Origin of the sequence: Streptomyces sp. NPDC048389, assembly GCF_040706335.1 — a bacterium.
Lineage (GTDB): Bacteria > Actinomycetota > Actinomycetes > Streptomycetales > Streptomycetaceae > Streptomyces.
The window spans coordinates 1-12426 of the sequence record NZ_JBEZKP010000057.1; the positions used below are offsets into that span (position 1 = coordinate 1).

Consider the following 12426-nt stretch of genomic DNA (forward strand, 5'->3'; position numbering starts at 1 on the left):
TTTCACCCCCCGGGACCGGCCCCACCCCCCCGCCCCCCGGGGTCCGCCCCCGGCCCGGGGGCGACGGGCGGTCGGCGCCTGTGGCGGAGGTGCGGGCACGGTGCTCCGGAAACGGGTGGCCGCGGCCGTCAGTGCCGGCGGTTGGTCGACCGCCTGCGCAGGACGAGCACCGTCGCGGTGGCCGCGGCGGCGACCAGCGCGCCGCCGGCGGCGATCTCCGCCGTGTTCATTCCTTCGAAGCTGCCGCCGACACCGCCGCGGACGCCCGCGGGCGGTGCGGTCGTCCTCGTGGACGTGGCGGTGGGGCTGGGGGTGCCGCCGGAAATGGTGAGGTTCAGAGTGCCGATGCGTCCGACGCAGTTGAACTGCACCGTGTACACGGCGCCCGGCCTGGCGTCCCAGTCGACGACGGCCGTCGCGGCGCCGTTACGGGGCACGGTGACGGTGTCGAACACGGCGGAGGTGACGGTGGCGCTGCTGGGACAGCCGCCGGCGGTCAGTGTGACCCGGCCGCCCGCCGCGACGGTCGAGGGCGTGACGTTGAAGTCGTACGGCGTGTTGTTGACGGCCATGGCCGTGGGGGCCGCCGTCACTGCGAGTGCGGCCGCTCCGAGCAGAGCGGCGGATGCGGCACGTATCGCGCGCATGGTGGTCCTCCGGTCCCGAGGAGCAGTCGCGGAACGATTTCCGCAGGGGTCGGAAAATGCACCTCGATCACCGAAACGCTAAGAGGGGTGTGTGCCCGCCGCGATCGGTGTAGGGCAAACGGGTCATTCCGCTGATCCGTGCGGGCGAGCCGTCATGCGTGTCGGCTTTCAACGGCCGGGCGGAGGGGGATGGGGCGCAGCGTCCAGGATGCGCTCGCGCATGGGCCGCCGCCGCAGTGCCTCCAGGGCATCGCCGACGAGCTCGCTGAGCGGGAAGCGGAGCTCGGCCTCGAAGGGCGGCCGCAGCCGCGGCCGTCGCCCGCCACTCGGCGTCCAGCGCGGGCAGCGGGGACTCCGCCCTCCCGGTGAGGGACGCGATGCGCCGGCGCCGTCGCTGCCGGTGCCGACGGCCACGAGGCCGTCCTTGGCCGGCCGGGCCGCGGTCCGGCTCGCCGCCGAGTGGGTCACGCCGGTGGCCGCGGCGAGCTCCTGGATCGAGCCGGGACCGGCGGCGGCCAGAGCGCGAAGGACCGGGGCGTAGCGCGGGCGCACGCCTTCGAGGTCCAGCTCCACGTAGACGGCTGCCACGCCGGCGTCGAGCTGGGCGAGCAGGAGCCTGGAACCGAACGGCGCGCCCGGCCCCTACGGGGGACGGCCCTCGGGCGCGCGGAGGGCGCTGGTGCGGATCGCGGCCCACTGTTTCGCGCATGGAGCGTGGCTCGAGGAAGGGGCGCTGCTGCGCGACGCGGGACGCCTGAAAGGAATTGCCGGAGCGCTCTTCCACGGCCGGCTCGATCTCGGTTCACCGCTCAAGACCGCGTGGGAACTCCGCAGCGTCTGGACCGACACGGAACTGGTGGTCGTGGACGACGCCGGGCACAAGGGCAGCGCCGCGATGCGAAGCCGGGTCATCGGCTCTCTGGAACGATTTCGGTACACCGTGTGACTGGTGTGCCCATCGGGGCAGTTGAGATCCGGCCATTTCTGTGGCGGTTCCACGTGGGGGGAATTCATCTGCGGGAAGGGGCATTTCAACTCTTCGCGGTCGCCAGGCCGAAGATTTTCCGAACGCGGTTGAACATGCGGCGCACTCCCGTCCGTACCTAGGGCCATGAACGGCGCACTCGGGGCGCCGGACCGGATGGATGAACTACGGGAGTGGACATGAACACCTGGCGGAACGCCTCGCTCGCGGTGACTGCAGCGGCCGTACTCGCGCTGACGACGGCGTGCGGTCAGGACAAGGGCACCGAAACACCAAACGGCCAGGCGGTCGGTGCGGCCAACCCCGCCGCACAGCCCGGCAACGGCTATGGCTCCGACGCCGGTTACGGCTCGGCCGCCGGCGGCGAGGCCGCCGCCGCCAAGCCGGCCGGGCAGCTCGCGGTCTGGGAGAGCGAGGAGCTCGGTAAGGTCGTCGCCGACAGTGCGGGCCTCACGCTGTACCGGTTCGACAAGGACACCGCGAATCCTCCCAAGTCGAATTGCGAAGGCGACTGTGCGAAGACCTGGCCCGTCGTGGCGGCGGGCGGCGCTTCCGCGGCACCCGGCGTCGACCCGTCCCTGATCGGCGAGGTCACCAGGGCGGACGGCACCAAGCAGCTCACGATCGACGGCTGGCCCATGTACCGCTACGCCAAGGACACCAAGGCCGGTGACGTCAAGGGCCAGGGCATCGGGGGTACTTGGTACGCGGCGGCCCCGGACGGCAAGAAGGCGTCCCCGGGCGCGGGCGGCGGCGAGGCGGGCGGTGACGAGGGCACAGCGCCGGCCGACCTCGCGGGGCTTTCCGTGCGCAAGGATCCCAAGCTCGGCGAGATCGTGGTCGACAAGAACGGCATGACCGTCTACCGGTTCATGAAGGACTCCGCCTGGCCCATGAAGACCGCGTGCACCGGCGACTGCCTGGAGAAGTGGCCGGTCGTGGCACCCGTCGAGAAGAACGACACGGTCGGAATCCTCAAGAAGGGCTTCGTCACCTTCGACCGCCCCGACGGGATCGTGCAGCAGACGATCGACTGCTGGCCCATCTACACCTTCAAGGGCGACGCCAAGCCCGGTGACACCAACGGCCAGGGCGTCGGTGGCACCTGGTACGCCGTCTCGCCCGAGGGAAAGCCGGTCGGAGCGCCCAAGTAGTCCCCACGCTGCGCCTCCGGCAGGAGTCGGCCCGCCTCACGCCACACGCGTGACGGCGGGCCGGCGCATGTGCGGGGTGATTGTGACAAGGACTGTTGCCCAGGGCCAGTGACGAACAGGTGTGACCAAGAACGGACCGCTAATTTCCGGTTGGGGTCGCCCTCTTGGCGGGCGATCAGTAGCCTCGGCTCGAACGCCGGCCATGAACACGGCCGAACTCCCCCGTGGCGACTTGTTGGAGACATCGATGGAGCGTCCCGCCTGGGCCCCGCAGGGCATCGACATATCGGTGCCGAGCGTGTCCCGCATCTATGACTTCTATCTGGGCGGCTCCCACAATTTCGAGGTCGACAGGGCGGCCGCGCGCAAGGCCATGCAGTACATGCCGGGACTCCCCAAGATCATGCAAGCGAACCGGGCGTTCATGCGGCGGGCCGTCAACTACGCGGTGGGCACGGGCATCACGCAGTTCCTCGACATCGGATCCGGCATTCCGACCTTCGGCAACGTCCACGAGGTCGCCCGCAGCGCCACCTCGGACGCACGGGTCCTCTACGTCGATCACGACCCGGTGGCCGTCGCCCACAGCCGCGCGGTACTCGACGGGGACAAGCGCTCGGGTGTCGTCGCCGCCGATCTGCGGGCGCCCCGGCAGATCCTCGACAGTCCGGAGGCCGGACTCCTCGACCTCGAGCGGCCGGTGGCCCTGCTCCTGGTCGCCGTCCTCCACTTCATCGAGGAGGACGACGACCCGTACGGGGCGGTGGCCGAACTGCGGGACGCGCTGGCCCCCGGCAGTCTGCTGATGCTCACCCATGCCTCGTTCGAGGGCATCCCGGTGCCCCCCGAGCAGGCGGGCGGCGCCGTCGAGGTGTACCGGGACATCCGCAATCCGCTGGTGATGCGCTCACGCGAGCAGATCTCCCGGTTCTTCGACGGGTACGAGATGGTCGAGCCGGGCCTGGTGTCCATGCCGCACTGGCGGCCGGACGGGCCGGTCGACCAGGAGGATCCGTATGCCTTCTCCGGTTTCGCCGGAGTGGGGCGCAAGGCGTGAGGCATACCACAGAGGTGGAAGCTCCGGAGGGGCATCCGGGCGTGCTGGAGGATCGGCTCAGGCGGTTCGCGACCATCTGGAGCCGGGCGATCTTCCCGGCCACGGCCACGTCGCTGACCCGGCCGGAGTTCGAACAGCATCTGCTCCCGCTCGCCAGGGAGTTGAGCAGCGCGCTCCACGCCCGCCCGTTCACCGCCCGGCCCGCCCAGCAGGTGGGTGCCGCGCTCGTCGGCGCGCACTGCACCGACCCCGACGCCCTCGGCCGCACCCTCGGCGTGATCGACGCCTACCTGGTGCTCTACTGCGGCGATCCCGACCTCAGCGCGGAAGAGAGCCGGGCCCGCTGCGCCCGGCTGCAGCACGCGCTCGCCGCCGGCTTCGCCCAGGCGCTCCGTGAGCGCACGCTGGCCGAGCAGGAGTCCATCGCCCGCTCGTCGCTACTGGCCCGCAGTGAGGCACTGGACGCGATGCACGCCACCGAGGTCCGCTTCCGCGCGGTCTTCGAGGGCGCCGCGATCGGCATCGGCATCGCCGATCTCGAGGGCAACGTCCTCGAGGTCAACGACACGCTGACCCAGATGTTCGGCGGCCTGGAGAACCACGTCCGCGGCCGCAAGGTCACCGACTGGGCGCATCCGGAGGACCGGCCGCAGGTATGGGAGTTCTACCGGGAGCTGGTCAAGGGCGAGCGGGAGCACTACCGGGTCGAAAAGCCGTTCTACCGCAACGACGGCACCGTCCTGTGGACCAATCTGACCGTCTCCCTGCTGCGTGACGCCGAAGGCCGGCCGCAGTACCAGCTGGCGCTCTTCGAGGACACCACAGAGCGCAGGCTGCTCAACCTGCGGCTGCGGTACGAGGCCACACACGACGCGCTGACCGGCCTGCCCAACCGCACCCTGTTCTTCGAACGGCTGGAGAAGGCCGTCGGCGGCGGCAACGGCACCCGCTTCGGGCTCTGCTACCTCGACCTCGACGGTTTCAAGACCATCAACGACAGCCTCGGTCACGCCACCGGCGACCGGCTGCTGGTGGAGGTCGCCGACCGGCTGCAGAGCTGCGCCACCGCGCCGGGCGAGATGGTCGCCCGGCTCGGCGGCGACGAGTTCGTGGCACTGACCACCGGGCCCGACACCCAGCACGAGGTCGACGAACTCGCCGGCCGCATCCTGAACGCGCTGTCGACCCCGATCCGCGTCGACGGGCGGGAGTTCACGGTACGCGGCAGCATCGGCATCGTCGAAGGACCGGCCGGGGAGCGGACCAGCGCCGAGGTGCTGCGCAGCGCCGACATCACGATGTACCGGGCCAAGTCCGCCGGCGGCAACCGCTTCGAGCTCGCCGACCCGGAGGCCGACGCCCGCGCCATCACCCGGCACGGGCTGACCAACGCGCTGCCCGCAGCCCTGGAGCGCGGTGAGTTCTTCATCGAGTACCAGCCACTGGTCCACCTCGGCGACGGCAGCGTGCACGGCGCGGAGGCGCTGGTGCGCTGGTGCCACCCGCAGCACGGGGTGCTCGGCCCGGACCGGTTCATCCCGCTCGCGGAGCGCACCGGGCTGATCGTCCCGCTGGGCCGCTGGGTGCTCCAGGAGGCCGTGCGCCAGGCCCGGTTCTGGAGCAGGCGGCACAGCGACGGCGGACCGCTGCGGATCAACGTCAACCTCTCGCCCGCCCAGCTCCGGCATCCCGGGCTGGTGGCCGACACCATCGACGTACTGGAGCGGTCGGGCCTCGAACCGGGCGCACTGTGCCTGGAGGTCACCGAGTCGGCGCTCATCGGCGCCGACGAGGACCGGCTCAAACCGCTGCGGCACCTGGCGGAGATGGGTGTCGACATAGCGCTCGACGACTTCGGCACCGGGTACTCCAACCTCGCCAATCTGCGCCGGCTGCCGGTGAGCGTCCTCAAGCTGGATCGCTCGTTCACCCAGGGCATGCAGCGCCATCCCGCCGACCCCGTCGACCTCAAGATCGTCGAGGGCATCGTATCGCTGGCCCACAGCCTGGATCTGGCCGTCACGGTCGAGGGGGTGGAGACCGCCGCGCAGGCGGAGCAGCTGCGGGAGATCGGCTGCGACACCGCCCAGGGCTGGTACTACGCGCGGCCGGGCGCCCCCGAGCGGATTCACACCCTGGTGCTGGCGGACACGGTCTGACGCCACCCGACGGCCCGCGAGTCCAGCAGCACCCGCTGCAACTCGCGGGCCGCCCGCGGCGGCGCGACATCGCTGCGGTGCGCCAGCCCGATCGTTCTGCGCAGGCCCGGCCCGGCGAGCGCTGTGACCCGCAGATCGCCGCCCGCCCCCTCGGCCACCATGGCGGGAACCACGGCGGCACCGAGGCTCGCCCTGACGAACCCGAGGACGGCGTCCATCTCGCCGCCCTCCACGGTGAACGACGGCTCGAACCCCTCGGCCCGGCAGGCGGCGACCGTCAGATCCCGCAGGTCGTAGCCGTGCCGGAACATCACCAGCGGCTCACCGGCGAGATCGGCGATCCGCAGCGGTGCGGGCGGGGCGGGCGCCGCCGGGGAGGAGACCACGACCAGATCCTCCCGCAGCAGCTCGACCGTGCTGAGCGCCGGCGACGAGGACGGCAGCGGCAGCACCACGAGTGCGAGGTCGAGCGCGCCGCGCGCCAGTTCCCGTACGAGATCGTGCGAACCGGACTCCTCGACGAGGATCTCGACGCCCGGGTGCAGATCGTGGAAGGTGCGCAGCACCTGCGGCAGCAGACCGGTGCACAGGCTCGGCGTCGCACCGAGCCGGACCCGGCCGCGCCGCAGCTGAGCCACCTCCTGGACCTCGCGGCGGGCCGTCTCGGTGTCGGCGAGGATCCGGCGGGCGAGCGGGAGCAGCGCCTGACCGGCGTCCGTGAGGGCGATGTTGCCCCGGGCGCGACGGAAGAGATCCGCGCCGAGCTCCTGCTCCAGTGCCCGGATCTGTTGGGAGAGCGACGGCTGGGAGACATGGACCCGCTCCGCGGCCCGGGTGAAGTGAAGGGTCTCTGCGACCGCGGTGAAGTAGCGGAGCTGCTGCAACTGCATGCCACGAGTCTACGGCTCAATAGGCTTGGTCTATCGACATGAGCCGGATCATGTCTTGGACCTCTGACGGGCACCGGCCCTAGCGTCGGCACCATGGCTCTGGCAACGCGGACGGAACGGCAACCGTCCATGGCACGCACCTTCTGGCGCTCGACCGTCGGCAAGAAGACGGTCATGGCCGTCAGCGGTCTGATCATGCTCGGCTACCTCGTCGCCCATGTGATGGGCAACCTCAAGATCTTCTTCGGGCCGGCGGAGTTCAACGCCTACGGTCACTGGCTGCGCACCATGGGCGCCCCGGTCCTGCACCACTCCTGGGCCCTGTGGATCGTCCGGGTCGTACTGCTCGCCGCCGTCGTCGCGCACGCGGTCAGCGCGTACCAGCTCAGTCGGCGCGACATCAGGGCCCGGCCCACCGCGTACGTGCACAAGCGGCCCGGCGCGAGCTACGCGACCCGCACCATGCGCTGGGGCGGCGTCATTCTCGCGCTGTTCATCGCCTGGCACGTCCTCGACCTGACCACCGGCACCGTCCACGCGGGCGGCTTCGAGGAGGGGCGCCCCTACCAGAACGTCGTGGACACCTTCTCCACCTGGTACGGCAACGTGATCTACATCGTCGCCATGCTGGCCGTCGGGCTGCACGTCCGGCACGGCTTCTGGAGCGCCGCGCAGACCCTGGGATCGGCAGTGCCCGCCGCGACCGCGCCCTGAGGACCGCCGCAGACGGCCTGGCGCTCGCACTGACCGCCGGATTCGTCTCCGTACCCGTCGCCGTCATGACCGGAGTGGTGAGCTGACATGACCTACCCCCACTACGCCGACTACGAGGTCGGCGCCCCGATCGCCGACGCCAAGGCGCCCGGCGGGCCGGTCGCGGAACGCTGGGCCAGGCGCCGCTTCGAGGCCGGGCTGGTCAACCCGGCCAACCGCCGCGGCCACACCGTCATCGTCGTCGGAACCGGTCTCGCCGGCGGCGCCGCGGGCGCCACACTCGCCGAACAGGGCTACCACGTCGAGCAGTTCTGCTACCAGGACTCCCCGCGGCGGGCCCACTCCATCGCCGCACAGGGCGGGATCAACGCGGCCAAGAACTACCGCAACGACGGCGACTCGGTCCACCGGCTCTTCTACGACACCGTCAAGGGCGGCGACTTCCGCGCCCGTGAGTCGAACGTCCACCGCCTCGCCGAGATCTCCGTCGAGATCATCGACCAGTGTGTCGCCCAGGGCGTCCCCTTCGCCCGCGAGTACGGGGGACTTCTCGACACCCGGTCCTTCGGCGGCGTCCAGGTCTCCCGCACCTTCTACGCCCGTGGGCAGACCGGCCAGCAACTACTGCTCGGCGCCTACCAGGCGCTCTCCCGCCAGATCGCCGCCGGCACCGTCACCCTGCACGCGCGCACCGAGATGCTCGACCTGATCGTCGTCGGCGGACGGGCCCGCGGCATCGTCGCCCGCGACCTGGTCACCGGGGAGATCTCCACGCACCTCGCCGACGCGGTGGTCCTCGCCACCGGCGGCTACGGCAACGTCTTCTACCTGTCGACCAACGCCATGAACTCCAACGCCACGGCGATCTGGCGAGCCCACCGCCGCGGCGCGTACTTCGCCAACCCCTGCTTCACCCAGATCCACCCCACCTGCATCCCGCGGACCGGCGAACACCAGTCGAAGCTGACGCTGATGAGCGAGTCGCTGCGCAACGACGGCCGCATCTGGGTGCCCAAGGCGCGCGGCGACGCCAGGCCGGCGAACGAGATCCCCGAGGACGAGCGCGACTACTACCTCGAGCGGATCTACCCCTCCTTCGGCAACCTCGTCCCCCGTGACATCGCCTCACGGGCGGCCAAGAACGTCTGCGACGAAGGACGCGGGGTCGGCCCCGGCGGGCAGGGCGTCTACCTGGACTTCGCCGACGCCGTCGCGCGGATGGGCAGGGACAGGGTCGAGGAGAAGTACGGCAACCTCTTCGAGATGTACCAGCGGATCACCGCGGAGAACCCCTACGAGGTCCCGATGCGGATCTATCCGGCCGTCCACTACACCATGGGCGGACTCTGGGTCGACTACGACCTCCAGACCACGGTCCCGGGCCTCTTCGCCATCGGTGAGGCCAACTTCTCCGACCACGGCGCCAACCGTCTCGGCGCCTCCGCCCTCATGCAGGGCCTCGCCGACGGCTACTTCGTCCTGCCGTCCACCATCAACGACTATCTCGCCCACGGCGGCCTCGACGCCGTGGACCCCTCGGACCCCGCGGTCACCGGGGCCGTCGCGGAGACCGAGGACCGGATCAGCCTGCTGCTGGCTGTGGACGGCGACCGGACGCCCGACTCCTTCCACCGCGAGATCGGCGAACTCATGTGGGAGTTCTGCGGGATGGCCCGCACCGACGAGGGCCTGCGCGAGGCCCTGGCGCGGATCCCGCGGATCCGGGAGGAGTTCTGGCGCCGGATCAAGGTGCCGGGCACCGGAGAGCAGTTCAACCAGTCGCTGGAGAAGGCCAACCGCGTCGTCGACTATCTGGAGCTCGCCGAGCTGATGTGTCTCGACGCCCTGCACCGCGGGGAGTCCTGCGGCGGCCACTTCCGTGAGGAGTCGCAGACCCCCGACGGCGAGGCCGCCCGCAACGACGACGAGTTCGCCTACGCCGCGGCCTGGGAGTTCACCGGCGCCGCACCGGTACTGCACAAGGAAGACCTCGTCTTCGAGTACGTCCACCCCACCCAGCGGAGCTACGCATGAAGCTCAACCTGCGCGTCTGGCGCCAGCAGAACCCGGACGCCGAAGGCGCCATGGCCACCTACGAGGTGGACGGCATCTCCCCGGACATGTCGTTCCTGGAGATGCTGGACACGCTCAACGAGGGGCTCATCCTGCGCGGTGAGGAGCCCGTCGCCTTCGACCACGACTGCCGCGAGGGCATCTGCGGCGCCTGCTCACTGGTCATCAACGGTGACGCCCACGGCCCGGAACGCACCACCAGCTGCCAGCTCCACATGCGCTCCTTCCGCGACGGCGACACCATCGACGTCGAGCCGTGGCGGGCCTCGGCCTTCCCCGTCGTCAAGGACCTGGTGGTCGACCGCTCCGCCTTCGACCGGATCATCCAGGCCGGCGGCTATATCAGCGCTCCCACCGGATCGGCGCCAGAGGCCCACGCCACGCCCGTACCCAAGCCGGACGCCGACTCCGCCTTCGAGCACGCCGAGTGCATCGGGTGCGGAGCCTGCGTGGCGGCCTGCCCCAACGGCTCGGCGATGCTCTTCACCTCGGCGAAGGTGAACCACCTGGGCGTGCTGCCGCAGGGCGCACCAGAGCGTGAGACCCGGGTGCTGGACATGGTCGCGGCCATGGACGACGAGGGCTTCGGCGGCTGCACGCTCACCGGGGAGTGCGCCACCGCCTGCCCGAAGGGCATCGAGCTGCCCTCCATCGCCTCGATGAACCGGGAGTGGCTGCGGGCGGCCCGGAAGGTCAGGCGGTAGGCCGCAGATCGGCGCCGTAGAGCGTCGCGTAGTCGGGCACCACGATCCGGGAGGCGGGGGAGAGCCGGCGGATCTCGGCGGTGAACGCGTCGAGGTCCATCGCCGGATCACGCCGCGGCGGTGCGCTCAGCGGCTCCTCGAAGTTGTCCCAGTGGACGGGGACGACCGTCCCCGGGCTCCCGAGCGCGGCCAGCAGCCGCGGCAGATAGCGGTGTGTCGACCGGGTCGCGGGTGTCGCCGCCATCAGCACGTCGGGCCGCAGGCCGGCCGCGGACCGTTCGTCGAAGTCGCTGGCGCCCATCAGGAAGTAGGACGGGCCGTCGGCGACGGTCACGTGGAAGGCGAGCGTGTCGCCCTCCGGCAGGTCCGAGATCGTCCGCGGGGCCCGGCGCGGTGCGGCGTGGAGTGTGCCCGGCGCGAAGTAGGACCACTTCGCGTTGCGGCTGTGCCGGCTCGCGACCACCTCGACCGTGAATCCGTCGAAGTCGAGCACCTCGCCGCCCTTCACCACGCTGATCTGCCCGGCGTCCACGCCGAGCGCCCGCAGCACGTGGTACGTCGTCTCCGTGCCGAGCACCCGGGCACCGGTCGACGCCGCGATGTACGGCACGTCGCCCACGTGGTCCCAGTGGGTGTGGCTGACGAGCACCAGCTCGGGGCTGCCCGCGTGGCGGGCCACCAGCTCCTCGTCGCAGCTCAGCCGGGTGTTCGGGTCGAAGCTCCCCCTCGGCCCGAACAGACCGGTCGGAAAGCGGGTGATGTACGGGTCGAACAGGACGGTCCGGCCGCCGACGCCGATGCGCCAGCCGGATGTGCCCAGCCAGCGCAGGGTGGCCGCGTGGGGGCCGGCCTGCGCCGGCCGGGCGGCCGTGTCGGGGCGCGGCGCGTCAGAGGTGCCCGGCGCCGCCCCGGCGGGCACCGCGTCCTGGGCGGCGTGCGCCGCGGCGGGCAGCAGCGGAGCCGCCGCGCCCAGGGCCGCGCCGCGCAGCAGGCTCCGCCGTACGAAGGCCCGTCGCCCGTCGTCGTGGCGTGTGTTCGTGTGTTCGCTCATGAGGCAGAGCAGACCAGCCCAGGGCGGCCAGTGTCCAAGACCCGGTCGCCGCACGACTCATACCTCGGGGCGCATGACGCCTGGTCGGAGGGCCTGCCCGGACCGGGGACCGCGCAGCAGATCCACCGCGGTCCGCGCCGCCGCGCCGATGGCGACGTCCGTCTGCGTATGGTTCGCGACGAGGTCCGGTGTGCGGGCGAACACGGCGACCGCGTACCGCCCGCCGTCCGGGAACTCGGCCACGCCCACCTCGTTGTGCAGCCCGGGCAGCGTGCCCGTCTTGGCGGTGACGCGCACCCCGTCCCCGAACCCGGCGGCCAGCCGGTGCCGGAACACCTGGCGCGCCATCAGCTCCCGTACCTGGGCGCATGCCCGGGGCGGCCCGGCCTCGTCGCGCCACACCATCCCCAGCAGCCGTGTCATGTCGCGCGGTGTGCTCGCGTTGGTGCGGGCCGGGTCGTGGACGCCGAGCGCCCGCACCCGCTCGGGTGACAGGGCCGGGAACACCGCGGCGAACTCCCGCTCGTCCGCGGCCCCCACCTCGGCGAGCATCGACTCCAGCAACTGCCTCGGGCCGCCCACGATCCGGGTGTTCACCAGCCCGAGTTCCCCGGCGAGCAGCGCCACGGTGTCCGGTCCCACCCGTTCCATCAACAGGTCGGCGGCCGTGTTGTCACTCACCGCCATGGCGAAGTGCGCGAGGTCGCGCAGCGAGAGCTCCACGTCGTCCAGGCAGCCTCCGGTGCCCCAGCCGCCGAGCCGGCGGTCCGCACCGACGCGGACCCGCTCCCGGGGGTCGAGCTGACCGGCCTCCGACTGCCGGGCGAACTCCAGCGCCAGCAGCACCTTGAACACGGAGGCCACCACCACCGGTTCGTCGGGGCGGCACCCGACCTCGCCGGGGCCGTCGACATCCACGGCGTGCAGCACCCCCTCGGCCCCCGCCGCGGCGAACACCGCGCCCAGCCTTTCCTCCACCAGCATCCGGATCA

General features: G+C 71.4%; 10 protein-coding genes and 2 pseudogenes. 7 read left to right on the forward strand and 5 right to left on the reverse strand.

Going from position 1 to position 12426, the window contains the following annotated elements; translation table 11 throughout:
• Nucleotides 1-128 precede the first annotated feature (128 nt).
• Entirely contained in the window at nucleotides 129-647 is a 519-nt protein-coding gene (locus AB0903_RS28525) for a hypothetical protein (protein WP_366707601.1), read from the reverse strand.
• A gap of 168 nt (nucleotides 648-815) precedes the next feature.
• A complete protein-coding gene (locus AB0903_RS28530; protein ID WP_366707602.1) occupies nucleotides 816-1235 on the reverse strand; it encodes a MarR family transcriptional regulator in 420 nt (139 codons plus the stop codon).
• 25 nt (nucleotides 1236-1260) lie between these two features.
• Between AB0903_RS28530 and AB0903_RS28535 the strand changes: the two are divergent.
• From AB0903_RS28535 to AB0903_RS28550, 4 genes and pseudogenes are all read left to right on the forward strand, one after another.
• Nucleotides 1261-1593 (forward strand): annotated as a pseudogene (locus AB0903_RS28535) (prolyl aminopeptidase); the annotation flags it as partial.
• 218 nt (nucleotides 1594-1811) lie between these two features.
• A complete protein-coding gene (locus tag AB0903_RS28540) occupies nucleotides 1812-2786 on the forward strand; it encodes an SCO0930 family lipoprotein (protein ID WP_366707603.1) in 975 nt (324 codons plus the stop codon).
• 247 nt (nucleotides 2787-3033) lie between these two features.
• Nucleotides 3034-3843 carry an SAM-dependent methyltransferase gene (locus tag AB0903_RS28545; protein ID WP_366707604.1) on the forward strand — a complete coding sequence of 270 codons (810 nt, stop codon included), beginning with the start codon at nucleotides 3034-3036 and terminating at the stop codon, nucleotides 3841-3843.
• Entirely contained in the window at nucleotides 3840-6002 is a 2163-nt protein-coding gene (locus AB0903_RS28550; RefSeq protein WP_366707605.1) for an EAL domain-containing protein, read from the forward strand. The genes AB0903_RS28545 and AB0903_RS28550 overlap by 4 nt, the downstream gene beginning before the upstream one ends.
• Here the strand turns inward: AB0903_RS28550 and AB0903_RS28555 are convergent.
• Entirely contained in the window at nucleotides 5972-6892 is a 921-nt protein-coding gene (locus tag AB0903_RS28555; protein ID WP_366707606.1) for a LysR substrate-binding domain-containing protein, read from the reverse strand. The two genes, AB0903_RS28550 and AB0903_RS28555, sit on opposite strands and share 31 nt — an antisense overlap.
• A 93-nt stretch (nucleotides 6893-6985) precedes the next feature.
• On the opposite strand from AB0903_RS28555, the pseudogene AB0903_RS28560 reads away from it, so the two are divergent.
• The 3 genes and pseudogenes from AB0903_RS28560 (at nucleotide 6986) to AB0903_RS28570 (ending at nucleotide 10383) form a co-directional block, all read left to right on the forward strand.
• Nucleotides 6986-7692 (forward strand): annotated as a pseudogene (locus AB0903_RS28560) (succinate dehydrogenase).
• A 1-nt stretch (nucleotide 7693) separates the two neighbouring features.
• Nucleotides 7694-9640, forward strand: coding sequence for a fumarate reductase/succinate dehydrogenase flavoprotein subunit (locus tag AB0903_RS28565; RefSeq protein WP_366707607.1), 1947 nt, complete (start codon nucleotides 7694-7696; stop codon nucleotides 9638-9640).
• Nucleotides 9637-10383 carry a succinate dehydrogenase/fumarate reductase iron-sulfur subunit gene (locus AB0903_RS28570; protein WP_366707608.1) on the forward strand — a complete coding sequence of 249 codons (747 nt, stop codon included), beginning with the start codon at nucleotides 9637-9639 and terminating at the stop codon, nucleotides 10381-10383. The genes AB0903_RS28565 and AB0903_RS28570 overlap by 4 nt, the downstream gene beginning before the upstream one ends.
• Here AB0903_RS28570 and AB0903_RS28575 read toward each other — a convergent pair.
• Nucleotides 10373-11434, reverse strand: a complete 1062-nt coding sequence (locus AB0903_RS28575) for an MBL fold metallo-hydrolase (RefSeq protein ID WP_366707609.1) — start codon at nucleotides 11432-11434, stop codon at nucleotides 10373-10375. The genes AB0903_RS28570 and AB0903_RS28575 overlap by 11 nt on opposite strands.
• A 57-nt stretch (nucleotides 11435-11491) precedes the next feature.
• Complete coding sequence (locus AB0903_RS28580; RefSeq protein ID WP_366707639.1) at nucleotides 11492-12415, reverse strand: serine hydrolase; 924 nt, start codon at nucleotides 12413-12415, stop codon at nucleotides 11492-11494.
• Between the last annotated feature and the right edge of the window lie 11 nt (nucleotides 12416-12426).